The following is a 26,167-nucleotide window of genomic DNA, read 5'->3' as shown; positions in this document are numbered from 1 at the left end:
GCTCCGTCGACCGCCGACCTGCTTGCCGAGAGCCGAACGATGAAAGCCCGCCGCGCGCTGACACTGCACCTTTCTTTGCTGGCGTCTTTGCCAGCCGCCCTGCTGGGCACGTCCGCCACTGCCGACACGATCTACAACCGCGACGGCCTGGTGGCCGAGGTCAACAGCGGCAGCCGGCAGGATTGGAACACCGGCCAGCGCCAGCAGACGCGCAGCACCACCATCACCTTCCAGGGCCAGGCCCTGTGCGGCAAAGACGTGGCCGACCTGCTGTTTGCCGACGGCAAGGGGCCGCCGCAACGCCCCTTCTATTGCCCCAACGGCGCGCAGGCGCTGGACGGCGGCGTGCTGGCGTTCTTCACCAGCGGCAGCGCGAGCACCGTGCTGGCCTACTTGCAGGTGGTGAACGGCGCCCTGCGCGCGCAGCGTATCGATGTCTCGAAAGACCCCAAGCGCAACAGCGTCCAGGTCACGCGTTTTCTGGATGCGCGCCTGCCCGGCTGGACCCGCGTGGAAACCGCCTGGAACGAAACCGTGCTGATCCGCCATGCGCCCTTGCAGGCCATCAACCTGGGCGCCGGCCGGCTGCTCGACGTGGACGGCGACGTGGCCTACCTGGCGGTGCCGGCGGGGTCCAAGGCCATCGAGACCCAGCCCGCCAAACAGGTCAAGGACGCCTACGGCTACATGCAGTTAGTGCCCGCCATCACCGAATTCGTGCCGACCCCCGCGGGCTTTCGCGTGGCGCGGCTGGCCGATGGGCGCGAGCTGGCCCGCTGGGATGCCAAGGACACCTGCCAGCAACTGCCGGCCATGCAGTTCGACCCCGGCGCCACGGGCATCAGCAGCAAGATCGACATCCGCTACGACGATCTGCCCGCCTGGCGCGCACGTTCTCTGGAATTCACGCCAGGCCCGCCGGGCAAGGCCATGCTGCACCTCAAGCCTGGCGTCGACCTGCCGCGCAAGCCCCGCTGCACGCCGACCTGACCACGCCCCGCCTGATACCCCCTTTGCGCGGCCGGCATCCCGCCCCGGCCGGATGCCGGTGCTTGGGCGTTCAGACCAGGAACTGACGGTACGCCTCGTTGTCCGTTTCTTCCCAGTGCGCGTAGCCCAGCTGTGCCAGGAACTTGTCCAGCGCCGCATCGTCAGCCAGCGGCGCCTGGATCCCCACCAGCACCGAGCTGAAATCGGCCCCCTGAGCACGATAGTGGAACAGGCTGATGTTCCAGTTGGGCGCCATGGCCGACAAGAACGTCATCAGCGCGCCGGGACGTTCGGGGAACTCGAAGCGGAACAGGCGTTCGCCGCCGGCCAGCGGCGAGCGTCCGCCCACCATGTAGCGGATGTGCTGCTTGGATACCTCGTTGTGGCTCAGGTCGCTGACTGCGAAACCCTGTTCGGTCAGCGCCTGCATGATCTCGGCCGCTTCGCCGCGGCGCCCGATCTGCACGCTGACGAAGATGCGGGCGGTGCGCGCATCGGCAATGCGGTAGTTGAACTCGGTGACGCTGCGCTGGCCGATCACGCCACAGAACCGGCGAAAGCTGCCGCGTTCTTCGGGCACCGTCACCGCAAAGACCGCCTCGCGCGCTTCGCCTACTTCCGCGCGGTCCGCCACGAACCGCAGGCGGTCGAAGTTCATGTTGGCGCCCGACGTGATGGCTACCAGCCCCTGGTCCTGCGCGCCTTCGCGTTCCACGTACTGCTTCAACCCGGCCACCGCCAGGGCGCCCGCCGGCTCCAGCACGCTGCGGGTGTCCAGGAACACGTCCTTGATCGCCGCGCAGACGGCGTCGGTGTCCACCAGCAGCACTTCGTCCAGGAATTCGCGGCACAGGCGGAAGGTTTCTTCGCCCACCAGCTTGACCGCCGTGCCGTCCGAGAACAGCCCCACCTCGGCCAGGTTGACGCGTTCGCCTGCCTCGATGGACTGCGCCATCGCGCAGGAATCGGCGATCTGCACGCCGATCACCTTGACCTGCGGCGCCACCGCCTTCAGGTACACCGACACGCCCGCCGCCAGGCTGCCGCCGCCGATGGGCACGAACACCGCGTCCAACCGCCCCGGGTGCTGACGCAGGATTTCCATGCCGACCGTGCCCTGGCCGGCGATGACGTAGGGGTCATCAAACGCCGGAATGAACGTCAGGTTCTGCTCGGCGGCCAGCGTCTGCGCATGCGCATAGGCGTCGCTGTACGAATCGCCCGCCAGCACCACCTGCACCGTCGGGCCGCCGTGGGCGCGCACCGCGTCCACCTTCACCTGGGGCGCGGTCTGCGGCACCACGATGGTGGCGCGCACGCCCAGCTTGGCGGCGGAAATCGCCACGCCCTGGGCGTGGTTGCCGGCCGATGCGGTAATGACGCCGCGGTCCAGCGCCGCTTGCGGCGTGTTGCGCATCTTGTTGTAGGCGCCGCGCACCTTGAAGGAAAACACCGGCTGGTTGTCTTCGCGTTTGAACGACACGCGGTTGCCCAGGCGCCGCGACAGGCCCAGCGCGGGGTCCAGTTCGGTCTCGCGGGCAATGTCGTAGACCCGCGCAGTCAGGATCTGGCGCAGGTATTCCATGGGCGCGGCATGGCCCTGGGCGAAAGTGTCGGTGTCTGTGGCGGTGGCGGCTTGCGGTTGTTGCATGGCGGATCTCTGCGGCAGGGGAAACGGGGAAACCCGGCAGAGGCGGCAACAAAAAACCCGCCTCGTGGGGCGGGTTCGTTTGACTGACTACGGTCGTGCGCTAACCCACCATTCTCGGAATGATGGTAATAATCAGCGAAATGCGGACGGCGCGGGAAGTCATGGGGGTGAAGCTTCCTCCAACCTCGGCGCTTTGTCAAATCGCGGCCGGCCAGCCCTTTGCGCTACAGGCCTTCGCCCGCACCGCCCTCGGCATACACCCGCACCGGCGCCGGCAGGTCATCCAGCGGCCGGTGCTGCGCCAGCTGCGTCAGCACGCCCCGGAACATGTTCTTTCGCCCGGCCGCATCCGGCACGCGCCGCACGAACAGGTAATCGAAGTGCAGCAGCAACCGGCGCAAGAGGCCCGCGTCCAGCGACAGCAGGATCTGGCGCAGGTCGTCGGGCAACACCTCGTCGGGCGACGTCAGGAACAGGCCCATCTGCATGCGCGTCAGCGGCTTGGTGCGATACAGCGTTTCGCAGGCCGCCAGGCAGGCCTGGCGGTCGTCCAGCGCCAGCAGCGTGGTGCACTTGAGCACCATCAGGAACACCTGGAATTCCGAACCGGGTTCGGCCAGCTCGATGCCCTGGTCGAAGTAATCGATGGCTTCCGGCAGGCGGCCACGGTTCAGGCGCAACTGGCCCAGCACGGCAAAGGCCGACGCGAAGGCCGTGCTTTGGGCGAAGGCGTCTTCGGCCAGGGCCTCGGCCAGTTCCAGGTGGTCGCGGCTGACAAAGCACAGCAGCTTGGCCGCGGCCAGCGCCAGCATGGGGTTGCCGCGGGCGTGCGGCAATGCCTGGAACACCAGCGCCTCGATCTGCGGTTCGAGCTGGGCGGGGTCGCTGGCCAGGTCCAGCACCAGGCGGGCATACAGGTGCGAGGCCCACATCAGCGCGGTCTGGGGATCGTCCGGATCTTCGGCGCGCAACTTTTGCAGTTCGGCCTCGGACTCCAGCCAGGTCTGCGGCGTGCGCGACAGCAAGACCGCGGCGCGATGCAGCCGCAGTTCGATGGGTTCGTCGGTGGGGCCAGCCAGGCCGCCGGCGGTGGCCAGGTGGCGCCAGATTTCGCTTTTGATGGCCGCGGCAAAGGCCGTGGCGGCCGTGCGGGCGGCACCGGCCAGGTCGTCGGGCGCGATGGTCCAGCGTTCGGCCCGCAGCGCGGCGCCGCTGGCGGCCGCGCGCAGCACCACGGCGCAATGCACGCCGGCCGCATCCTGGCGCAGCCCCACCTCGACGCGATACGGCGCATCGGCGCCCTCGCCCGCCTTGGGCGCCAGCAATCGCACGCCACGTTCGGTGGGCAGGCGCGCGCGCAAGGCGTCGGCCAGGTCGTCCAGAAAGGCCCGTACGCGCGGCTCGGTGCGCAGGGCCTCGGGGCCGGCGGCCGGCCCGATGGCCACGTAGACGTCTTCACCGGGTTCGGGCGCGGACGCGGCGATCCAGCTGTAGCCTTCGCCGTAGCTGGTCGCAATGAAACGCGGGGTGCGGGCCGAGTCGCCCAGTTTGGTGCGCAGGCGGTTCACCAGCAGGTCGACGCTGCGTTCCAGCGCATCGACTTCGCCGCGCTGGGTGGCGTCCAACAGGCGATGACGCGGCAGGATCTGGCCCGCGTGGGCGGTCAGGAGGGACAGCGCCGCGCTTTCGACCGGGGTGAAGTGAATCGTCTTGCCATCGTTACGGCTGGCGTAGCGGAACATCGGATCGAACATCAGGTTGCCAAACCGCATTGCCTCTCCCTCGCGCCGGGGCTGTACAACGCCCATCGTCATCCGGCGCCCCGCACGTGCCTGCCGCGCACCTGGGCGCCGGCAGATGCCGAATATTAGCCAATACTTGCACGCCGAAGCCAGCAGATTGATGCGATTTGGCGCCATTCCTGGGCGCAAAATGTGGCCTTTCGACGAAAAACCCCGCCCGTTCGACCGCCCTTCGGGCGTTTGGCGCCTATTTCTGTGCACGGCAGGCGGGGCGCGGTATTACAATGTTCGGTTCGTGGCAGTCGTACCTACCGGGTGGCCCCGCTTTGGGCTCACAAAAAAGGACGGACGGCGCCATGTTGGGCTGATCAAGGCCGGGCTGGCGACAGCGCGGCTTTCATCAGCCCATACGAACCCACTCTCGACAACATCTACCGGCTGACGCCGCATAGCATGTTCGGGTTTGCGCCTAGCGCCACAGCCGAACAGATTCAAGGATCATGTCTCTTACTCCGAAGATTATCTATACCCTCACCGACGAAGCTCCGGCGCTTGCAACCCGTTCGCTGCTGCCCATCGTCCAGACCTTCGCGAAGTCCGCTGGTATCACGGTCGAGACCCGCGACATCTCTTTGGCAGGCCGCATCATCGCCCTGTTCCCGGACTACCTGGACGACAGCCAGAAGCTGGGCGACGCCCTGGCCGAGCTGGGCGCCCTGGCCGTCACGCCGGAAGCCAACATCATCAAGCTGCCGAACATCAGCGCCTCGATGCCCCAACTGAAGGCGGCCATCAAGGAACTGCAGGAACAAGGCTACAAGCTGCCCGACTACCCGGACGCCCCGGCCAACGACACCGAGCGTGACGTCAAGTCCCGCTACGACAAGGTCAAGGGCAGCGCCGTGAACCCCGTGCTGCGCGAAGGCAACTCCGACCGCCGCGCGCCGCTGTCGGTCAAGAACTACGCCCGCAAGCACCCGCACAAGATGGGCGCCTGGACGGCGGATTCGAAGTCGCACGTGGCCCACATGGACGGCGGCGATTTCTACGGCACCGAAAAGTCGGCCCTGATTGCCGACGCCGGCGACGTCAAGATCACCCTGGTCGCTGCCGACGGCACCCAGACCGTGCTCAAGGAAAAGACCCCGGTCAAGGCCGGCGAGATCATCGACGCCGCCGTGCTGTCGACCGCCAAGCTCAAGGCTTTCCTGCAGGCCCAGATCGACGACGCGCGCGCCCAGGGCGTGCTGTTCTCGGTGCACCTGAAGGCCACCATGATGAAGGTCTCGGACCCCGTCATCTTCGGCCACGTGGTGTCCGTGTTCTACAAAGACGTGCTGGCCAAGCACGCCGCCGTCCTGAAGTCGGTCGGCTTCGATCCCAACAACGGCATTGGCGACCTGTACGCCAAGATCCAGTCGCTGCCCGCTGACCAGCAAGCCGCGATCACCGCCGACATCGACGCCGCCTACAAGACGCTGCCGCAGCTGGCCATGGTGAATTCCGACAAGGGCATCACCAACCTGCACGTGCCCAGCGACGTCATCGTCGACGCGTCCATGCCCGCCATGATCCGCGACTCGGGCAAGATGTGGAACGCCGAAGGCAAGCTGCAAGACACCAAGGCCGTCATTCCCGACCGCAGCTACGCCGGTGTCTACCAGGCCGTCATCGAAGACTGCAAGAAGAACGGTGCCTTCAATCCGGTCACGATGGGCAGCGTGCCCAACGTCGGCCTGATGGCCCAGGCCGCTGAAGAATACGGTTCGCACAACAAGACCTTCATCGTGCCGGCCGCCGGCACCGTGCGCGTCACCGACGCGTCGGGCAAGGTCCTGCTGGAACAAGCCGTGGAAGCCGGCGACCTCTGGCGCATGTGCCAGACCAAGGACGCCGCGATCCAGGATTGGGTCAAGCTGGCCGTCACCCGCGCCCGCGTCAGCAAGACGCCGGCCGTGTTCTGGCTGGACGAAAACCGCGCCCACGACGCCCAGGTCATCGCCAAGGTCAAGCAGTACCTGAACGACCACGACACCAACGGCCTGGACCTGCGCATTCTCGACCCGGTCGAAGCCACCAAGTTCTCGGTCAAGCGCATCCGCGAAGGCCTGGACACCATCTCGGTCACCGGCAACGTGCTGCGCGACTACCTGACCGACCTGTTCCCCATCATGGAACTGGGCACCAGCGCCAAGATGCTGTCGATCGTGCCGCTGGTCGCCGGTGGCGGCCTGTTCGAAACCGGTGCCGGCGGTTCGGCGCCCAAGCACGTGCAGCAGTTCCTGGAAGAAGGCTTCCTGCGCTGGGATTCGCTGGGCGAATTCATGGCGCTGGCCGCCTCGCTGGATCACCTGGGCCGCGCGTACAACAACGCCCGCGCCCAAGTGCTGGGCAGCACGCTGGACCTGGCCACTGCCAAGTTCCTGGACGAAAACAAGTCGCCCGACCGCAAGGTCGGCGGCCTGGACAACCGCGGCAGCCACTTCTACCTGGCCACGTACTGGGCCCAAGCCCTGGCCGACCAGAACGAAGACGCCGCCCTGGCCAAGCTGTTCGCCCCGGCCGCGGCCGCTTTCGTCAAGAACGAAGCCAAGATCCTGGAAGAACTGAAGGCGGCCCAAGGCCAGCCGGTCGACATCGGCGGCTACTACCAGCCGAACGAAGACAAGGCCAGCCGCGCCATGCGCCCCAGCGCCACGCTGAACCAGGTGCTGGCCGACATCGGCTAAGCCCTGCCCCGCCCCGGGCCGCCAGGCCCGGACGCGACAAAGCCGGCGGTCCTTTGCGGGGCCGCCGGTTTTTTTTGTGCAAGTTCCCCCTATTGCAGGCGCTGCGCGCCGCGCCAGACTTTGCTGTCGATGATTTCATCAACCCGTTCGAGCACCAGCCGTTGCCCTTCGCGTACCGCTTGCGAATGGGACCGCGCCACGTTTTCACAGAGCGCCCACGTCATGTAGGCGCCGCGGATCGGGCTCCATGAAATGGCGTCTTCCCAATACGCGTTGCCGCTGACCGCACAGCATGGCGTCACGGTGTCCGCGATGCCCTGGCGCGCCAGATCCATGGAAAGATGCATCGCATCGAGTTCGAACAGGATGTTGAATTCAAGGTTGCGACGGGCCATCGAGCGCTCGATGGTCGACCGGATGACGTTCTGCTTTCCCGCCAAGGCCAATTTGCGATGCTGCAGACGCGACAACGGCACCGGCTTGTCAGGCCGCAAGCCTTCTTCCTTTGCCCCCACAAGAATGAGCGGTTCTCGAACCAGCGGGGTGTGGACATAGCCCTGAGGCGGCGAGCCCTCGAACGGCACGATGGCCAGGTCGAGCATGCCGGAATGCATCGCTTCTCGCAGCTCGTGGCTCACGCCCTCGTGAACACGCAGGCGCACGCCCGGATATTGCGCAACCAGCCGCGCCACGAAGTGCGACGTGAACAAGTGGCGCCACGACGGCGCAATGCCGATGGACAGCTGGCCAGCCGCCCGGTCGCCCACCTGGTCGATCAGCGACGTCCACTGTCGCAGAATCGGCCTGGCGCGCTCGACCAATAGCGTACCGGCCTCGGTCAACTGCACGCCGCCCCGAGTCCGCGTAAAGAGCTTGGCGCGAAGTTGGTGCTCGAGCAAGGCGATGTGACGCGACAGCGCCGGCTGGGAAAGCCGCAGATCCGCCGCAGCCTTGTTGATGCTGCCGAGTTCGGCAACGCGCAGGAAGAACTCGATAAGACGGGATTCCACGGGCGCCTCCGCAAATTGGGGTGGGGCCTGCCACACAGGCAGATCAAGCATAACGTCGTTATGCAGAATTCGGATAACTTTCATAGAACCCAAGCATTATTCAGATAACGCGCCGCCCTCTAGCATGTCAGACATCACCGACCCATCGCGCCGCAGGAGGCCCCCAGTGACCGCAACATCCACGATGCATACCAGCTGGAGCCGCAATCGCGCCTGGGTCACGCTTGCCGTCGGCTATCAATGGTTCTACAACGGCGCCAATTTCCTGGCATTCAAGGTCGCGGGCAACGCCCTGCATCCGCTCATGGTGGCAACGCTGCGTTTCTCGCTAGCGGCGCTGGTGGTCTTGCCCTTTGCGCTGGCACGCTGGCGGCGCTCGCCCGCATCGGTGTCCGAGCTGGCTGGCGCCGCGCTCATCGGCGTCACGATGCTGGTGGCCAGCCAGGCGCTCACGATCTGGGGCACGCATTTCTTGCCGGCCGGCGTGGCCGCGGTATTTGGCTCGTCTGCGCCGCTCTTTCTGGCGCTGTTCTCATGGGCGCTGCTGCGTCAGCCGCTGACGGGCCGCCAGCTTGCCGGCGTCGGCGTCGGCTTTGCCGGGCTTGCGCTGATGGGCGGGACATCCGCGGCCAGCGGCGCTTTCCGGCCGGTGGGCGCCATGCTTGCGCTGATGGGAACGGCATCCTGGGCGGCCGGCTCGCTGCTTGCGCCGCGGATCTCGCTGCCCCGCGATCCGTTGATCAACCTGGCGGCCCAATTGACCGCGGCGGCCGCCGTGCTGGGCCTGATCGTCGCCGTGTCCGGCATCGCCGCCACGACGCATCTGGCAGCGATGCCGCCGCCGGCCTGGGCCGCGCTGGCTTTTCTGGTCGTGGCAAGCACGCTGATCGGCTACGCCGTGTTCCTGACGCTCAACGCCCAAGTGTCGACGACACTGGCCAATACGTTCAACTATGCCGCACCGGTGATCGCCCTGCTGCTGTCTGCCCTGCTGCTGCATGAACCCTTGACGCTCGTGAAGGTGGTGTCAGGCAGCATCGCCCTGGCGGGGGTCGCGCTGATGATCGACCGAAAGCCGCCCTGCCCCCTTTCGCAAACCGCTGAGTTCAACCGGAGAATTCGCCCATGACGCACGCCCATCGCCCCACGCTGGTATCGCGCAGGTTCAGCACGCCGCGTCAGCAAACGCATTACCTGGAAAGTGGGCCGACCGACGGGCCGCTGATGGTGTTCCTGCACGGCTGGCCGTGCACCGGCTTGATGTGGCGCGCCCAGTTGACGGCCTTTGCCGCCGAAGGCTGGCACTGCGTCGCGCCGGATCTGCGCGGCTATGGCGATTCATTCGCGCCTGAGGCCAGCGACGACTACACCATCGAGGCCGTGGTGGCAGACCTGGTCGAGCTGCACGACCACCTGGGCGGCAGGCCTGCGATATGGGTCGGGCACGACTGGGGCAGCGCCGTGGCCGCGGCGCTGTCTGCGCACCAGCCCGAGCGTAGTCGCGGCGTGGTGCTGACCTCGCTGGCGTACCAACCCGATGGATTTGCCCTGCCCACGCTGGTTCCGCTGATCGACCGGACGATTTATCCGGCCGCCTCGTACCCCGACGGCCAATGGGATTACTTCCGCTATTACACGACCCACTTCCCTGTGGCCGTCGCCGACCTGGATGCGGATCATGGCGCCTCGCTGGCATCGATTTTTCGATCGGGGAACCCGGAAGGCGTCGGCAAGGTGTCGCCGAACGCGCTCGTGACGCGCAATGGCGGCCGCTTCGGCGCCGCCCATCGTGCGCCGCCGACCCAGGCGGATCCCGCGATCTGGCCGCCGGCGGACTTCGACGTGCTGGTGCAGCAATTCAGGCGTCGCGGCTTTCGGGCCGCCTGCGCCTGGTATCTGAACGACGCGGCCAACATCGCTTATGCGCTCGGAGCGCCCGAAGACGGCCGGCTCTTGCTGCCGGTGCTGTTCATCAACGGCGAATTCGACCCGATCTGCAGCATTACGGGCAATCGCCAGGGCGACCCCATGCGCGCAGCCTGCGCAGACCTGACGGTGACCTCACTGCCCGCCGGACACTGGCTGCCGCAGGAATGCAAGGCAGAGCACATCGACGCGATCCGCGGCTGGCTGCAAAGCCACAATCTTTGACGCCGCAGCGGCACGCGGCAGCGTCACTGCTGATCGTAACGCGCCTGGCAGGCCTGGATGGCGTCCATATTGTCAACCGTCCAGCCGTACAGGGCAGCGAACGGCGCTTCGAGCGACTTGCCCAAAGGCGTCAAGGCGTACTCGACCCCAAGCGTTTTTCCATCGATCACGGTACGCGTCACCATGCCGTTGCGTTCGAGCTTGCGCAGGGTTTGCGTCAGCACGCGTTGGGTAATGCCGTCCAGACGCCGCTTGATGGCGTTGAAGCGACGCGGTTCGCGCAGCACCATCAAGACCAGCATCGACCATTTGTCGGCGATTTGGTCGAGGATGGCGCGGCTGGGGCAATCGGCGCGATAGACGGGGTCGAGATCAGCGTGCATAGGTATGTTCCGGCATACTTGGGATGCTCTTAGTGCGTAATTGACACTAGGTATGCAATAGATACCATGATCGCACAGGCCGGGAAACCCTGGCCGCGCAATCCCTATCAAGGTGTCTCATGACCCATTCGACGTATTCCAGGCTTCACATCGAGCATGAACAAGGCGTAGCGACTGTCACCCTCGACAATCCCCCCGTCAACGTGCTGGATGTCGCGCTGATGCACGACCTGCGCCGCTTTCTCACGGCAACGCGCGACGATCCCCAGACGCGCGTGATCGTGTTTCAAAGCGCCGATCCCGAGTTCTTCATCGCGCACGTGGACATGACGCTGATCGACGAGCCCCATGCCTTCGACGAAATCGCCAAAGACGCGCCGGATGGCTTGAACCCGTTTCAGGCGTTGGGCGAAATGATCCGCGCGCAGCCGCAAGTCACGATCGTCAAGCTCGAAGGCCTGGCGCGTGGCGGTGGCGCGGAATTCGTGGCGGCCGCCGACATGACGTTCGCGGCCATCGGCCGGGCGGGCCTGGCGCAATGCGAGGCCTTGATGGGCATCATTCCCGGCGGCGGCGCCACGCAATATCTGACGCAGCGCATGACGCGCGGGCGTGCTCTTGAAGTGATTCTGGGCGCCGACCTGGTCGATGCGCAGACGGCCGAGCGCTATGGCTGGGTCAACCGCGCCCTGCCAGCGGACGAGCTGGAGGCCTTTGTGCGCCGGATGGCCCGCAATATCGCGGCACTGCCGCCGGGCGTCATCGCTGCCGCGAAAAAGGCCATCCCGCCAACGGATCTGCGATCAGGCTTGCACCGCGAACATGAAGCCTGGGCAGATCTGTTCGCGCTTGCCGCCGCCGAAAAGCTCATTCGTGGCGGCTTGCGAGCCGGCGCGCAGACCAAGGCTGGCGAGCGCAATCTGGAACGGCTGCTGCGTGATCTGGATGTCCAGGCAGACTGACCGGCTCAGCCCCATGACTGAAAGACCGGCCTGACCCTTACGACTGCTGCGCCAGCTTGCGCGCCCGACGCAGATGCAGCCACTGCCACACCACCGGAATCAAGGACAGCCCGATGATGATGACGGATACCCAGTGCAGGTTGGTACGGACCCAGGCGATGGAACCCAGCCAGTAGCCGGCCAGGATCATCGAGCCGACCCAGACGATGCCGCCGATGATGTTGTAGGCAAAGAACGTGCGGCGCGGCATCTGCGAGAGGCCGGCCACGAACGGGGCCACGGTGCGCACGATGGGCACGAAACGCGCCACGGTGATGGTCATGGCGCCGTAGCGGGCGAAGTAGGACCGCGCGCGTTCCAGGTGGTCGGGCTTGACCCATCGACTGTGGGCCAGTTTCTGGCCCCACCTTGAAGAGGCAATGGCGTAGTTGAGCGCGTCGCCCGCGATGGCGGCCGCGGTAATGGCGGCGATGGAAACGATGGGGTCGATGCCGGCCAAGCCCAGGAAGGCGCCGGCAGCGAACAGCAGTGAATCACCGGGCAGGAACGGCATGACCACGAAGCCGGTCTCGATGAAGATGATGGCGGCGATGATGCAGGTGCCCAGCACCCAGTTCTGCGCCAAGAGGGCCATCAGGCCCTGTTCGCTGGTGAGCCAGGCGAACATCTCGGTAATACTCATTCGGATTCCTGTGCGGGGGCCGGCGGGGCCGGCGTTGATATCAAGGGCGCATTATGCAGGATGCCCCGTTGATATTTCATCAAATCGGCCAACATTGCCGCCCGGCCGTGCCCCGCGGCATCCGAGCCGCGATGCGATTGCGCCCGGCGGCCGATCCGACCTGCCCAGGCGTTCAATTGTCCGCGTTCAGGCGGTCCAGCCGCAGCCGGCCGCGGTCATCCGTCAGGCGCCGCATGGCGCCGTAGGCCGCGCCCATGGCAGCCATGCCGCTGGCGCCGCACAGCAGGAACATCAGCAGGATCTGGTACTTGGCGGCGTCGATGGGGTCCATGCCGGCGATGATCTGGCCGGTCATGATGCCGGGCAGCGTGATGATGCCGGCCGCCGACATCTGGTTGATGCTGGGCACGATGCCGCGGCGCACGGATTCGCGCAGCAGCGAGGCGAAGGCCTGGTGCGCGGTGGCGCCCAGGGACAGGCGCGCCTCGATGGCGAGCTTTTCGCGGCGCACGCCTGACAGCACGCCGTCCAGCGCCAGGCTGGCGGCGTTGAGCACGCTGCCCAGCACGATGCCGACCAGCGCGATGGTGTAGCGGGGGTCGTACCAGGGCTCGGGCCGCAGCGCGGTCGACAGGATGAAGAGTGCAGTGATGACGGTGGTGGCGACGACAGCCATGGCGCCCACGTAGCCGTTGCCGTGGCCGGCCAGGCGCGCCTTGGGCCGGGCGGCGACCTCGCGGGCGGCCAGCGCCATCATCACGGCCACCACCAGCGCGGTCAGCCAGGGCGCCGCGTGCGCGAACACGATGCGCAGGATGTGGCCCACCAGCAGCAGCTGCACCACGGTGCGCAGCGCCGCCCACAGCACCTGCTTTTGCAGGTTCAGGCGCAGCGCAAACGAAATGCCGGCCGACAGCACCACCAGCAGCGAGGCAATGATCAGGTCGGTGGCCTGCAGCTTGATCACGTCCATAGCGGCTCCAGCTTGCCCTGCTCCATGCGCCAGCCGCGATGCGCCATGCGCCGGGCCTGGTCGGGGTTGTGCGTGACCATCAGGATGGCCGCGCCGCCGTCCAGATAGCGGCGCAATTCGGTTTCCACCAATTCGGTGGCGGCAGGATCGAGCGCGGCGGTGGGTTCGTCCAGCAGCAGCGCGCGCGGCGACAGCGACAGGGCGCGCGCCAGGGCGGCCCGTTGGCGTTCGCCGGTGGACAGTTCCTGCACCAGCGCATCCATCTTCCCGGCGGCCAGGCCCATGCGTTGCAGCAGTTCGGTGGCGCGTGCGCGGTCGGTGAAATGCGGGGCGACGTAGTCGTCCCACCAGCCGGCCTCGGCCTGGCAGTAGATCACCTGGCGGCGCCACTGGTAGCCGCGCATGCCCGAGCGCGGCGCGCCGTCGAGCTCGATTTCGCCGTAGCCCGGGTCCAGGTCGGCGACCTGGCGCAACAGCAGCGATTTGCCCGACCCCGAAGGGCCGGAGATGGCGGCGCATTCGCCCGCCGCGAGATCCAGGCTGACGGGCGACAAGCGCTCGCTGTAGACACCGCGCAGCCTGAGCACGGGACGTTTATCTGACATGGCGGCAAGCATAACCCGCGCAGGTCGATGCGGCGCTCGCGCACGTTGCCCTGTCTTGGTGCGTGGTCGCTTTCACCGCATAACCATATGCCCGCCGACCGTGTCCCTATGCGCTTTGCCACCCTGCATATGAGCGCCGCCTGCATGGCGCGGGCGATGCATCACGCCCAAAAACCATTTGCTAGAGTGTCTATATTGCAAATGAAAATCATACCCAAACAGATGTTCAGTTCATGCAATACCGGCGATGGAAATGCTTTGTGCTTGCAGTGGACCGACGGCCCAACGAGTCGGTCGCGTCCCGTTCCGCCTGATTAGCCGGCCCTGTTCCGAGTATGCCCTGCCCCGGGCATCGTCCGTGCAACGAGAGACTCCGCAAAAAGGCGTAACCACCATGAACCGTGAAATCTATGACTTTGTCGCGATCGGCCTAGGCCCCTTCAATCTCAGCCTGGCGTGCCTGTCGGCGCCGCTGCCCGGCGTGCGCGCCCTGTTCCTGGACAAGAAGCCGGGCTTCGACTGGCATCCGGGCATGCTGATCGAGGCGTCGACCCTGCAGAACCCGTTTCTGGCGGACCTGGTCAGCCTGGCCGATCCGCGCAGCGAATACAGCTACCTGAACTACTGCAAGCAGACCGGCCGCATCTATTCGTACTACATGCGCGAGAACCACTACCTGACGCGCGCCGAATACAACCGCTACTGCAAATGGGTGGCGGCCCGCCTGCCCAACCTGCGCTTCAATAGCGACGTGCAAAGCGTGCTGCACGACCCGGAAACCGACACCTACCTGGTGACGGGCCAGCACGCGGTCAATGGCGAACGCTTCATGGTCCGCTGCCGCAAGCTGGTGCTGGGGCTGGGCTCGCACCCCGTGCTGCCGGGTTGCTGCGACCGGCGCGAGGCGCCTTACATCCATAGCGCCGACTACCTGCGCCACAAGGCCCAGTTGCAGCGGCGCGCATCGATCACCGTGATCGGCAGCGGCCAGAGCGCGGCCGAGGTGTTTCATGACCTGCTGCGCGACAGCGACGAACACGACTACAGCCTGGCGTGGATCACGCGGTCGCCGCGGTTCTTCCAGATGGAGAACACCAAGCTCACGCTGGAACTGATCTCGCCGGACTACACCAACTACTTCTATGACCTGCCCGAGGCGCGCCGCCGCGAGATCCTGGCCGAGCAAAGCAGCTTGTACAAGGGCATCAACGCGTCGCTGATCAACCAGATCTATGACCTGCTGGACGAGAAGATCCACAACGGCGACAGGCGCTACACGCTCTTGACCAACGCCGAGCTGCGCGCCAGCCGCCACGACCGTGCCAGCGGCCGCTACCAGCTGGAATTTCGCCACGTCGACACCGGCCAGCCGTTTTCGCACGCGACCGACGGGCTGGTGCTGGCCACCGGCTACGCCCGCAGCATTCCCGCGTGCGTCAACCCGATCCACGATCGCATTGCGTGGGCCGAAGACGGCGGCTACCAGATCGCGCGCAACTACACGATCGACCACGGCGGCAACGAGATCTTCGTGCAGAACAGCGGCCTGCTCAGCCACGGCGTGACCAACCCCGACCTGGGATTCTGCTGCTACCGCAATTCGCAGATCCTGCGCGAGCTGACGGGCCACGAGCACTACGCGATTGAACCGCGCACGGCCTTGCAGGAATTCCGTCCGCCCGCCAATGGGGTGCTGGGCCACCGCGCGCCGCAAGCCGCACCCGCCTGCCGCGGCAGCGTCGCCCCCGAACTGATGCCCATGCTGGACGGGCATCGCGCCGCCACCGTCTGACTCCGGAGCCGCCATGATCACCATGACATCCGCCTTTCTTGGCGAAATCGACCGCCAGGCGCGCAGCCACTACGACGAGGGCCAGGGCCTGGCGCTGCGCCCGCTGGACCCGGCCAAGGACGCGGCCCTGCTGCGTCAGTGGTTCTCGATGGACTATGCCCGCTTCTGGTCGATGCAGGAGTTTTCCGACGCGCAGGTGCGCGAATTCTACGAAGCGCTGCAAGGCAGCGGCCATGCCGGCGCCTGGCTGGGCAGCCACGAGGGACGCCCGACGTTTCTGGTGGAGTGCTACGACCCGGCCCACGACCAGGTGGGTGAGCATTACCCGGTGCGCGAAGGCGACCTGGGCATGCACATCTTCATCGGCCCGCCACAAGTCCGCATTCCCCACTTCAGCCGCAACGTGCTGGCCTTTGTGATGCGCTTCATGTTCGAGCGCCTGCAAGCCCGCCGCGTGGTGGTCGAACCCGACAGCAACAACAGCAAGATCCATGCGCTGAACCTGGCCATGGGTTTTGTGTACGCCGGCCAGGCGCGTTTTCGCGAGAAGACCGCCAGCATCGCCTTCTGCACCCGGCAACAGTTTGAACAGGCCCAACTCCAGGAGTCCATCGTATGAGCACCCTGCCCCACCCCGCCCAGATCGCCAGCCACCTTGCCCCCGAGGTCTGGGAAAAAGCGAACCGCCTGCTGGTGAAGAAGGCCATTTCGGAATACGCCCACGAATGGCTGCTGGAACCCGAACGCCTGGGGCCGTCAGACGCCCCCGGCTTTGACCGCTACCGCCTGGTGCTGGCCGACGGCCACGCCGAATACCAGTTCGATGCCCAACTGATGGCGATGCGCCACTGGCGCATTCCGGCCGAGTCGATCAGCAAGACCATGGCCGGCACGCCCGCGCCGCTGGACGCATTGCAGTTCGTGATCGAAATCCGCGACAAGCTCGGCATGCCCGAAGACCGCCTGCCGATCTACCTGGACGAGATCACCAGCACGCTGCACGGCAGCGCCTACAAGCACACCCGCGCGGCGCTGCCGGCGGCCGAACTGGCGCTGGCCGATTACCAGACCATCGAAACGTCGATGATCGAAGGCCACCCCAGCTTCGTGGCCAACAATGGCCGGCTGGGCTTTGACGCCGAGGACTATCACGTCTATGCGCCCGAATGCGCCAGCCCGATCCGCGTGATGTGGCTGGCGGTGCACAAAGACAACGCGCATTTCGCGTGCCTGTCGACGATGGACTACGACAGCCTGCTGCAAGACGAGCTGGGCGCGGCCACCGTGGCCCGCTACACCCAGGCGCTGCGCGACCAGGGGCTGGACCCCGCCGATTACTTCTTCATGCCGTCGCACCCGTGGCAGTGGTTCAACAAGCTGTCGCTGGCGTTCGCGCCCTATGTGGCCACGCGCAAGATCGTGTGCCTGGGCTATGGCGACGACGAATACCTGGCGCAGCAGTCCATCCGTACCTTCTTCAACATCAGCCAGCCGGGCAAGCACTACGTGAAGACGTCGCTGTCGATCCTGAACATGGGCTTCATGCGCGGGCTGTCGCCGTATTACATGTCGGGCACGCCGGCCATCAACGAATACCTGCACGGCCTGATCGCGTCCGACCCGTGGTTGCGCGAGAACGGCTTCACCATCCTGCGTGAAGCGGCGTCGCTGGGCTTTCGCAATTACTACTACGAAGCGGCCATTTCGGTGGATACGCCGTACAAGAAGATGTTTTCGGCGCTGTGGCGCGAGAACCCCACGGAACTGATCGGACCGGAGCAGCGCCTGATGACCATGGCCGCGCTGCTGCACGTGGACCCGGACGGCCGCGCGCTGCTGCCCGCGCTGATCCGCGCTTCGGGCCTGGACGCCGCCACGTGGCTGGAACGCTATGTGGACGCCTACCTGACACCGCTGGTGCATTGCTTCTATGCGCACGACCTGGTGTTCATGCCGCACGGCGAAAACGTGATCCTGGTGATCGAAGACCACGTGCCGGTGCGCGCCTTCATGAAGGACATCGCCGAGGAATCGTCGATCCTGAACCCGAACGCCGTGCTGCCCGAGAACGCGCGCCGCCTGGCCGCCGACGTGCCCGAGGAATGCAAGCTTCTGACCATCTTCGTGGATGTGTTCGAAGGCTATTTCCGCCACCTGTCGCAGGTGCTGGCCGACAGCGGCGTGATGCAGGAAGACGCCTTCTGGAAGCTGGTGGCCGGCCGCGTGATCGCCTACCAGGAAGCGCACCCCGAATTGCGGGACAAGTACCGCCAGTACGATCTGTTCGCGCCCGAGATGATCCATTCGTGCCTGAACCGCCTGCAGTTGGCCAACAACCTGCAGATGGTCAACCTGGCCGACCCCATCGGCAGCTTCCAGATGGCGCCCAACCTGGCCAACCCCATCGCCCCCTACCGGCCCGAGTGGCTGGGCCAGGGCGTGGCCGACACCGCGCGGGCGCTTGCGTGAACCGCGACCTGGACGATCTGCTGGACCTGACCGACCGCCTGGTGCCCGGGCTGTCGGGCCAGGTCGCGCCGGCGACGGCCCCGGGCATCCGCCCGGGCGCCGACAACGGGGCGCTGATCGCGCAACTGCGCGACTGCTGGCAGCGCCGCTACCCCGAAGCCGGCCCGCACTACCTGGCGTTGCGCTGCTGGGGGCTGCTGATCTGGCAGCCGGTGTACCTGAGCGTGTTCGCCGCGCATCGCAGCCCGATCGTGCCCGACCTGTCCAGCATGAACCAGCCGGTGCCGCCCGACGGCTTTGTCATCGGCTACACGCTGGACCCCCATGAACCGCTGCGCGGCAGCCTGCTCGAACGCATGCAGGCCGCCGCCGCGCAGCTGCGCAATATCTGCGCCACCTTCTATCGCGAGCTGACCCAGGTGCTGCGGGTCAGTCCGCGCGCCGCCGAAAGCATGCAGGCCGATTGTGTGCTGTACGCCCTGCTGGCCGCGCGCCAGGGCGACTGCGCCGCGGCCAATGCCTGGGCCCAGGAACAGGCCGCCCATTGGCTGGGCCTGTTGGGCATCGACGGACGCAGCGGCTACCTGACCTACGAGCGCGCATCGCTGCCGGTCATCGCTGTTGACCGGCAGGTCTGCTGCCACTACTTCCGCAGGCGCGACGGCGACTATTGCAGCACCTGCCCCAAATTGGATCTTGCCGAACGCATCGCCCGGATCGACGCCGAGAGCGCCGTGCCCGCCTGAGGGGCGGCCCGGGCCTTGCGCGACGGCACAAGGAGTCGGATATGACGGACATTGGCCGCCTGGAGCACGTGCAGCAGGCGTTGAGCCCGCTGCACGTTCGGGCCTATTTCGACGAAGCCCTGTTCGCCCGCGAACAGGAAATGATATTCAAGCAGTCGGCCCTGTACGTGGGCCACGAGAAAGGCGTGCCCGAGCCGGGCGACTGGCGCCGCCTGCCCAACGAGGAAGGCGGCCGCGTGCTGGTGCGCAATGCGCACGGCGTGGAACTGGTGTCCAACGTGTGCCGCCACCGCCAGGCGCTGATCCTGGGCGGCGAGACGGGCGCGGTGACCGGCCCGGCCAACCCGGCGGGCAACCTGTCAGCCACCGGCGGCAACATCGTCTGCCCGCTGCACCGCTGGACCTACGACAACCAGGGGCAGATCCTGGGCGCGCCACTGTTTCCCAGCACGCCGTGCCTGAACCTGCCGCGCTTTCCACTGAAGAACTGCCACGGCCTGCTGTTCGAAGGCCCGCGCGACCCGCAGCGCGACCTGGGCAGCCTGTTCACCCGGCCCGAGTTCGATTTTTCGGACTACGTGCTGGACCACGTCGAGGTGCACCAGTGCAACTACAACTGGAAGACCTTCATCGAGGTGTACCTGGAGGACTACCACGTGGGCCCGTTCCACCCCGGCCTGGGTCGATTCGTGACCTGCGACGACCTCAGCTGGGAATTCGGCCAGCAGTACAGCCTGCAACGCGTGGGCGTGCACGACGCGCTGGAAAAGCCGGGGTCGGACGTCTATGCCGACTGGCACGACACGCTGATGCGCTACCGCGGCGGCTCGGCGCCCGATTTCGGCGCCATCTGGGTCACCTACTTTCCCACCCACATGATCGAGCTGTACCCGCACGTGCTGGTGCTGTCCACGCTCTACCCCAAGAGCCCGCAGGAAACCATCAACATCGCCGAGTTCTACTACCCGGAAGACATCGCGCTGTTCGAACGCGAGTTCGTCGAGGCCCAGCGCGCGGCCTACATGGAAACCGCCATCGAGGACGACGAGATCGGCGAACGCATGGACGCCGGCCGGCTGGCGCTGCTGCGCCGCGGCGTGTCGGAAAGCGGGCCGTACCAGTCGCCGATGGAAGACGGCATGCAGCACTTTCACGAGTGGTACCGCGACATCATGGGGGATCAGCTGGGCGACTGCGCGGCGCCTTGAACTTGGACAGGGAAAGAGGCGACGCCCCGTAAAACGGTGGCGGAACGGGGTGGGAAATTGCCGGCAACAATGCGAATATATGTTATTCTCATTTGCACATTTGGCGGTGGTTTCCGCACCGCCAAGGGCTCATCCCGTAACGCGAGTGACGATCTTGAACCCATCTGCCTCTCCCGCCCAATTCACCGTCGCCGACTTCAACCGCATGGGCGACCAGAGCGGTTTCCGCTACCGGTTGCCGCAGCTGGACCGTGCGGTGCGCGGCGACCCCGACCATCTCTGCATCGCCGAGGGCCGCGTCGAGAAGTGCGCCATCCGCCCGGGTCTGACCCTGGTGCTGTCCGACGTGCGCGTGCACCAGCACTACGAAGCCACGTCGATGATGTCGCCGCGGTTTTCGGCCATCGTCATGCTGCAGGGCCACGCCCGCACCCGCATCGACCACCACGACGAAGTTCGCCTGGCCGCGCATGGCGGCGTCAGCGCGCTGTATGGCGATACCGTCGCCATGACCGGCATCCACGAGGCCGGGCAGCGCCTGCGCAGCGTCAACCTGTCGCTGTCGGACCCCGACGGCGCGGGCGATGACCAGACCAGCGAAATGATCTGGAAGGCGCTGCGTTCGCCCGCCCTGCGGCTGCGCCGCTGGCAGGTGCAGGGCCACCTGCTGCAGGCCATCGAGCACCTGCTGGATTGCGCCTGGGACGGGCCGCTGCAGAACATGCTGCGCGAAGGCGTGGCGACGCAACTGCTGGCCCATGCCCTGGCGTCGCTGGAACCCGGCGCGCCTGCTGAGAGCGCCGTGTCCGAACGCGACCGCCTGTTGCTGGAACGGGTGCGCGAACGCCTGCACAACGCGCCTGGCGAAGAACACACGCTGGACGACCTGGCGCGGCTGGCCTGCATGAGCCCCAGCACCTTGCGCGCCAAGTTCCAGGCCACCTACCAGCGGTCGGTGTTCAACTGGCTGCGCGAACGGCGGCTGGAAGTGGCGCGCGAACAATTGGCCCAGGGCTGCAGCGTGCAGCAGGCGGCGCATTTCGTGGGCTACCGCCACGCCACCAACTTCGCCACGGCGTTCCGCGAACGCTACGGCATCGCGCCCAGCGAGCTGAACTGAGCGGCCCGGCCGTGGGCGGGTCGGTCAGCGGGTCCGGCGGCAGACAAGTCACCCGGCCCGGTGGCGCCTTACGGCGCTGCCCATTGCTCTTGCGGCGTTCCCCATTCATTGCCGGACGCCGGGCAGGCGACCATGCGGCAGAGCTTCCCATTCCGGGAGGCCCCCGCCATGGATGCCGTCGTGCCGCGCCCCGAATCCCCGCCGTCTTTTCCCGTCATGGTGCTGATGCTGGGCCTGCTGGCCTGCGTCGCGCCCGCCACCATCGACGCCTACCTGCCCGCCTTCGGGGCGCTGGGCCGGGAATTCGCCGTGTCCCAGGAAACCGTGCAGCTGACGCTGGGGGTCTACATGGCCTGCTATGCGTCCATGCTGCTGCTGCACGGCACGCTGTCCGATTCCCTGGGGCGGCGGCGCATCGTGCTGACAGCGCTAGGGGTGTACATCTGCGGCGCGCTGATGGCGGCGCTGGCACCCAGCTTCGGCTGGCTGCTGGCCGGGCGCGCCATACAGGGGCTGTCGGCCGGCGCCGGCATCGTGGTGGGCCAGGCCATCATCCGCGACTGTTACGACGGGGTGCCGGCGCGCCGGGCAATGTCGTACCTGATCCTGGTGTTCAACCTGTCGCCCGCGCTGGCGCCCATCATCGGCGGCTACCTGGCGGCGCACCAGGGCTGGCGGTCGATCTTCCTGCTGCTGACGGCGCTGGCGGGCGCGGCCTGGCTGCTGTGCGCCCGGCGCCTGCCCGAAACGCTGCCGCCCGCGCAGCGCCAGCCGCTGGCCTGGCGCACGCTGGGCGCCAACTACGCCCGGGTGCTGGGCGAGCGGCGCTATATGTCACTGGGCCTGGCCTTCAGCCTGCTGTTCGCGGCCCAGGGCTTTCTGATCGGCGCGGCGCCCGACTTCATCGCCAACGTGCTGGGGCTGCCGGAAACGGATTTCGCGTACCTGTTCGTGCCCCTGGTGGTGGGCGCCATGGCCGGCGCCCTGTTCGCGGCGCGCAAGGCCGGCAAGTGGCCCGATTCGCGCATCACGCTGCTGGCCTACCTGCTGATGGGCGGCAGCTGCCTGGCCAACGTGCTGTACGTGGCCGCCGTGGACACGCCGCGCCTGCCCTGGGCGGTGCTGCTGCCCGGCATATTCACCTGCGGGCTGGCGATGTCGGTGCCGGCGATGACCCTGCGGATCCTGGCGCGGGTGCCCGACCTGTCCGGCACGGCGGCGTCGGTGCTGGGTTTTCTGCAGATGCTGACCTTTTCGGTGGTCAGCGGCTGGTGCGTGCCGCTGGTCTATGGCCAGCCGTTGCGGCTGGCGGTGGCGATGCTGGTTTGCGTGGCGGCCAGCGCGGCGGGCTGGGCCTGGCTGCATCGATGCGACATGACGCTGACCAAAGCGCAGGCGGGATAGGCCGGCGGCGTTTGCCATATGCATCGCATCGTCCGGCATACAAAAGCGGAGCGGTAAAAATCAATAATTCTCATTACCAAACATTTCCGCTGGAGCTCGCCCTCATGCCGTCCGTTCTGCCTTCGCCCGCCGCCCGTTTGCGCCGGGTGCGTCCTCTTGTCTACGCGATCCAGACGGCTTTGTTCTGCTCCGCCCTGACCCATCAACAAGCCAGCGCCCAAAGCGCGGCCGCACCGGCTTCGTCGTCTTCCGAATCGTCGTCCGGCGTGGCCCAGTTGCCCGCCGTGACCGTCAGCGGCGCCGGCATTCCCGGCACCACCGAAGGCACGCATGCCTACAACACCGACGCGATGAACACGGCCACCGGCCTGACCCTGTCGCCCCGCGAAACCCCGCAATCGGTCAGCGTGGTGACGCGCCAGCAGATCGAAGACCAGGGCTTGCAGGATACCGGCTCGATCCTGGCCAGCGCGCCCGGCATCTCGGTCACGCGCAGCGACAGCAACCGGCTGTCGTTCTCGTCGCGCGGCTTCTCGATCGACAATTTCCAGTTCGACGGGCTGAACACGCCCATCCTGAGCCAGTGGAACTACGGCGCGACCGACATGGACGCGGCCATCTACGACCGGGTCGAGATCGTGCGAGGCGCCACCGGCCTGATGACCGGTTCGGGCAACCCGTCGGCCGCGGTGAACTTCATCCGCAAGAAGCCACTGCACGAATTCGCGCTGTCAGGCAGCGCCAGCGCGGGCAGCTGGGACAACATTCGCGGCGACCTGGACCTGTCGCTGCCCATTACCGAGAACGGCCGCATCCGCTCGCGCTTCGTGGCCGCCTACAGCCAGGGCGACAGCTACGTGAGCTTCCTGGATTCGCGCAAGCGCACGTTCTACGGCGTGGTCAGCGCCGACCTGACGCCCGACACCGTGCTGACGGCCGGCGTGGAATACCAGCGCAACCTGAGCAACGGCTTCGGCAGCGGCTTTCCGCTGTTCTACAGCGACGGCTCGCGCACCGATTTCAACCGCTCGGCGTCCAACAACACGCCGTGGGCGCGCATCGATACCGAAACCACCACCACGTTCGTGGACTTGACGCACCGCTTCGCCAACGACTGGAAGGTGCGCGCCGCCTACAGCCACAACGATGGCGAATACCGCATGAAGCAGCTGTACCGCGGCGGCTACCCCAACCGGGTGACCGGCGCCGGCATGACCAGTTCGTTCAACAACTACGACGGCGACCGCTCGCGCGACGACATCCACCTGACGGTGTCGGGTCCGTTCCAGCTGCTGGGCCGCAAGCACGAGCTGGCGCTGGGCTGGATGAGCGTGAACGACCACAGCAACATCGGCCAGTACCTGATGACCGGCGCCAAGCCGGCCATCGGCAGCTACTTCGACTGGCGCCAGGACCATATCGCCGAGCCGACCTGGTCCAGCACCAAGACGGCGGCCGACGACATGCGGGTCAAGCAGACCGGCGCCTACGCGGTGGGCCGTTTCTCGCTGGCCGATCCGCTGCACCTGATCGTGGGCGGGCGCTGGAGCAACTGGGAAACCAACCAGACCTACTTCGGCAGCAAGCGCGAATACAAGATCAACGACCAGTTCACGCCCTATGCCGGCCTGATCTACGACATCAACAGCACCTACACGGCCTACGCCAGCTATACCGAGATCTTCCAGCCGCAGAACGCGCGCACGCCCAGCGGTTCGATCCTGCCGCCCATCGACGGCAAGAGCTATGAAATCGGCCTGAAGGCCGCCTATCTGGACGGCCTGTTGAACGCCGCGGTATCGCTGTACCAGACCCGCCAGAACAACCTGGCCCAGGCCATTCCCGGCGAATCCGTGATCGGCATGCCGGGCACGCAGGCCTACCGCGCGGTCAGCGGCGCCAAGGTCGAAGGCTTCGAGCTGGAAACCAACGGCCAGCTCGCGGCCGGCTGGAACATCGGCGCCAGCTACACCCACTTCACCGCCAAGGACGCGGACGGCAAGCCGATCAACACCAGCCATCCGCGCAGCCTGTTCAAGCTGTACACCACCTACCGGTTGCCGGGCGACCTGCACCGCCTGACGGTGGGCGGCGGCATCGACTGGCAAAGCCGCATGTTCCAGTCCGCGGCCAGCCCGCGCGGCAATGTGGACGTCGAGCAAGGCAGCTACGCGCTGGTCAACCTGATGACGCGCTTCGATTTTTCCAAGCAGGTGTCGGCCACGCTGAACCTGAACAACGTCTTCGACAAGAAGTACTACGACCAGATCGGCTTCTTCAGCCAGGGCTGGTACGGGGCGCCCCGCAACGTCATGCTGACGGTGCGCGCGCAGTATTGATGCGAGAGACCGACACGCCAAGGAGCACAGCGGCACGATGCGTTTGAATCTGGTGAATACGGCGCCATGGCGCCGGGGCGCCGCGGCTCTTGCCGCGGCGTTGGTGCTGGGGCTGGCGGGGTGCGATCGGGCGCCGCCCGCGCCGGCGGCGTCTTCTTCAGGCGCGACCTCGGGCACCGCGTCCGAAGCGGCTTCCCGCGCCCCTGCGCCGAACGCGGGATCGGTTTCGTCCCAGGCTCGCACAACCGGCTTTCCCGTCACGATCGACAGCGCCCTGGGCCAGGCCGTGATTGCCGCGCCGCCGCGGCGGGTAGTGACGCTGGGGTTGGGCGCCGACGACCTGGCGCTGGCGCTGGGCGTGGTGCCGGTGGGCACCAGCCGGGCCGACTGGGGCGGCGATGCCGACCATTACTGGCCCTGGGTGCGCGCGGCCATCCAGGCCCAGGGGCAACCGCTGCCCGAACGCATCACGGTCTATCCCGAGCTGGATATCGAAAAGATCATCGCCCTGCGGCCCGACGTGGTGCTGGCGCCGTTTTCGGGCGTGAGCCGCGAGGCCTATGCGCAGTTGTCGCGGCTGGTGCCGGTGGTGGCCTACCCCGACCAGCCTTTCCTGACACCGGTGGACACGCAGATCGACCTGATCGCCACGGCGCTGGGCAAACGCGACGAAGCGGATGCGCTCAAGGCCCGCATCCACGACGCCCTGGCGCAGGCGGCCCGCCAGTATCCCGAGCTGGCCGGCAAGACCTTTGCCTACGTGCGCGCCGACCTGGGTTCGGGCAATTTCGCCGCCTACGTAGCCGGCGACCCGCGCGTGGACACGCTGAGCGCGATGGGGCTGACGCTGGCGCCGTCGGTGCGCGGCCTGCGCGCCAGCGCGGGCCACTTTGCGCATTACCTGGGGTTCGAGCATGCCGATGCGCTGGGCGATGCCGACATCCTGGTGTCGTGGTTCTACACGCCTGAAGAACGCGACCGCACCGCCGCCCTGCCGCTGTACGCCTCGATTCCCGCCGTGCGCCGCGGCGCCTATGTGGCGTTGAGCGATCCGGCATTGGTGATGGCGTCGTCATCCGGCACGCCGCTGGCGGTGGCGTGGATGCTGGACCGGCTGGCGCCGCAGTTGGCGCGGGCGGCGCAGCACGCGCAGGCCGGCCGGGCCGGCCAATGACGCGCGGCCCGCACCTGCTGGCATCGGCCGCGCCACG

General features: G+C 66.8%; 21 protein-coding genes. 14 read left to right on the top strand and 7 right to left on the bottom strand.

The genetic code is table 11. The annotated features are described in order from the left end of the window. The first annotated feature begins 39 nt into the window (after window positions 1–39). Entirely contained in the window at window positions 40–990 is a 951-nt protein-coding gene (locus tag HV798_RS30295) for a hypothetical protein (protein WP_175216626.1), read from the top strand. Between the two features lie 70 nt (window positions 991–1,060). On the opposite strand, the gene ilvA is transcribed toward HV798_RS30295, so the two are convergent. Further along, entirely contained in the window at window positions 1,061–2,641 is a 1,581-nt protein-coding gene (gene ilvA / locus HV798_RS30290) for a threonine ammonia-lyase, biosynthetic (protein WP_025136546.1), read from the bottom strand. A 224-nt stretch (window positions 2,642–2,865) separates the two neighbouring features. Next, window positions 2,866–4,413: a winged helix-turn-helix domain-containing protein gene (locus tag HV798_RS30285; RefSeq protein ID WP_175195844.1), complete on the bottom strand. Its 1,548-nt coding sequence runs from the start codon at window positions 4,411–4,413 to the stop codon at window positions 2,866–2,868. 470 nt (window positions 4,414–4,883) lie between these two features. Here HV798_RS30285 and HV798_RS30280 point away from each other — a divergent pair, with 470 nt between their 5' ends. Beyond that, window positions 4,884–7,112: an NADP-dependent isocitrate dehydrogenase gene (locus tag HV798_RS30280; protein ID WP_025136544.1), complete on the top strand. Its 2,229-nt coding sequence runs from the start codon at window positions 4,884–4,886 to the stop codon at window positions 7,110–7,112. Window positions 7,113–7,201: 89 nt separating this feature from the next. Here the strand turns inward: HV798_RS30280 and HV798_RS30275 are convergent, their stop codons facing one another. Further along, window positions 7,202–8,173, bottom strand: coding sequence for a LysR family transcriptional regulator (locus HV798_RS30275; RefSeq protein WP_246289321.1), 972 nt, complete (start codon window positions 8,171–8,173; stop codon window positions 7,202–7,204). A 115-nt stretch (window positions 8,174–8,288) separates the two neighbouring features. Here HV798_RS30275 and HV798_RS30270 point away from each other — a divergent pair, with 115 nt between their 5' ends. Both HV798_RS30270 and HV798_RS30265 read left to right on the top strand, forming a co-directional pair. Continuing rightward, window positions 8,289–9,251: a DMT family transporter gene (locus HV798_RS30270; RefSeq protein WP_175216625.1), complete on the top strand. Its 963-nt coding sequence runs from the start codon at window positions 8,289–8,291 to the stop codon at window positions 9,249–9,251. After that, complete coding sequence (locus tag HV798_RS30265) at window positions 9,248–10,273, top strand: alpha/beta hydrolase (protein ID WP_175195840.1); 1,026 nt, start codon at window positions 9,248–9,250, stop codon at window positions 10,271–10,273. The genes HV798_RS30270 and HV798_RS30265 overlap by 4 nt, the downstream gene beginning before the upstream one ends. 23 nt (window positions 10,274–10,296) lie before the next feature. On the opposite strand, the gene HV798_RS30260 is transcribed toward HV798_RS30265, so the two are convergent. Further along, window positions 10,297–10,656, bottom strand: a complete 360-nt coding sequence (locus tag HV798_RS30260; RefSeq protein ID WP_029953631.1) for a winged helix-turn-helix transcriptional regulator — start codon at window positions 10,654–10,656, stop codon at window positions 10,297–10,299. Between the two features lie 119 nt (window positions 10,657–10,775). On the opposite strand from HV798_RS30260, the gene HV798_RS30255 reads away from it, so the two are divergent. Continuing rightward, window positions 10,776–11,618, top strand: coding sequence for an enoyl-CoA hydratase/isomerase family protein (locus tag HV798_RS30255; protein WP_175195838.1), 843 nt, complete (start codon window positions 10,776–10,778; stop codon window positions 11,616–11,618). 37 nt (window positions 11,619–11,655) lie between these two features. On the opposite strand, the gene HV798_RS30250 is transcribed toward HV798_RS30255, so the two are convergent. From HV798_RS30250 to HV798_RS30240, 3 genes are all read right to left on the bottom strand, one after another. After that, a complete protein-coding gene (locus HV798_RS30250; protein WP_025136539.1) occupies window positions 11,656–12,300 on the bottom strand; it encodes a VTT domain-containing protein in 645 nt (214 codons plus the stop codon). Between the two features lie 172 nt (window positions 12,301–12,472). Further along, window positions 12,473–13,273, bottom strand: coding sequence for an ABC transporter permease (locus tag HV798_RS30245; RefSeq protein ID WP_175195836.1), 801 nt, complete (start codon window positions 13,271–13,273; stop codon window positions 12,473–12,475). After that, a complete protein-coding gene (locus HV798_RS30240; protein ID WP_246289318.1) occupies window positions 13,264–13,878 on the bottom strand; it encodes an ABC transporter ATP-binding protein in 615 nt (204 codons plus the stop codon). The genes HV798_RS30245 and HV798_RS30240 overlap by 10 nt, the downstream gene beginning before the upstream one ends. 394 nt (window positions 13,879–14,272) lie before the next feature. On the opposite strand from HV798_RS30240, the gene HV798_RS30235 reads away from it, so the two are divergent. The 9 genes from HV798_RS30235 to HV798_RS30195 all read left to right on the top strand — a co-directional run bounded on the left by HV798_RS30235 (window position 14,273) and on the right by HV798_RS30195 (window position 26,130). Beyond that, entirely contained in the window at window positions 14,273–15,670 is a 1,398-nt protein-coding gene (locus tag HV798_RS30235; RefSeq protein ID WP_175195833.1) for a lysine N(6)-hydroxylase/L-ornithine N(5)-oxygenase family protein, read from the top strand. Between the two features lie 13 nt (window positions 15,671–15,683). Next, entirely contained in the window at window positions 15,684–16,289 is a 606-nt protein-coding gene (locus HV798_RS30230) for a GNAT family N-acetyltransferase (protein WP_175195831.1), read from the top strand. Further along, window positions 16,286–18,139 carry an IucA/IucC family protein gene (locus HV798_RS30225; RefSeq protein WP_175216624.1) on the top strand — a complete coding sequence of 618 codons (1,854 nt, stop codon included), beginning with the start codon at window positions 16,286–16,288 and terminating at the stop codon, window positions 18,137–18,139. Before HV798_RS30230 ends, HV798_RS30225 begins: the two co-directional genes overlap by 4 nt. Further along, on the top strand, window positions 18,136–18,885 hold the full coding sequence (locus HV798_RS30220; RefSeq protein WP_025136533.1) for a siderophore ferric iron reductase: 750 nt from the start codon (window positions 18,136–18,138) through the stop codon (window positions 18,883–18,885). The genes HV798_RS30225 and HV798_RS30220 overlap by 4 nt, the downstream gene beginning before the upstream one ends. A 41-nt stretch (window positions 18,886–18,926) precedes the next feature. Beyond that, window positions 18,927–20,093: an aromatic ring-hydroxylating oxygenase subunit alpha gene (locus tag HV798_RS30215; RefSeq protein WP_025136532.1), complete on the top strand. Its 1,167-nt coding sequence runs from the start codon at window positions 18,927–18,929 to the stop codon at window positions 20,091–20,093. 205 nt (window positions 20,094–20,298) lie between these two features. Continuing rightward, window positions 20,299–21,213, top strand: a complete 915-nt coding sequence (locus tag HV798_RS30210; protein ID WP_246289324.1) for a helix-turn-helix transcriptional regulator — start codon at window positions 20,299–20,301, stop codon at window positions 21,211–21,213. Window positions 21,214–21,393: 180 nt separating this feature from the next. Then, window positions 21,394–22,617 (top strand): multidrug effflux MFS transporter, encoded by a 1,224-nt coding sequence (locus tag HV798_RS30205; RefSeq protein ID WP_425486178.1) that lies wholly within the window; start codon window positions 21,394–21,396, stop codon window positions 22,615–22,617. A gap of 116 nt (window positions 22,618–22,733) precedes the next feature. After that, window positions 22,734–24,956 (top strand): TonB-dependent alcaligin siderophore receptor FauA, encoded by a 2,223-nt coding sequence (gene fauA / locus HV798_RS30200; protein WP_425486177.1) that lies wholly within the window; start codon window positions 22,734–22,736, stop codon window positions 24,954–24,956. 37 nt (window positions 24,957–24,993) lie between these two features. Continuing rightward, window positions 24,994–26,130 (top strand): iron-siderophore ABC transporter substrate-binding protein, encoded by a 1,137-nt coding sequence (locus HV798_RS30195; RefSeq protein WP_175195820.1) that lies wholly within the window; start codon window positions 24,994–24,996, stop codon window positions 26,128–26,130. Window positions 26,131–26,167 lie beyond the last annotated feature (37 nt).

Source organism: Achromobacter deleyi (assembly GCF_902859705.1).
Taxonomy (GTDB): domain Bacteria; phylum Pseudomonadota; class Gammaproteobacteria; order Burkholderiales; family Burkholderiaceae_B; genus Achromobacter; species Achromobacter deleyi.
Note: the sequence above shows the minus strand (reverse complement) of the source record. Positions and strands in the feature narration are given on the sequence as shown.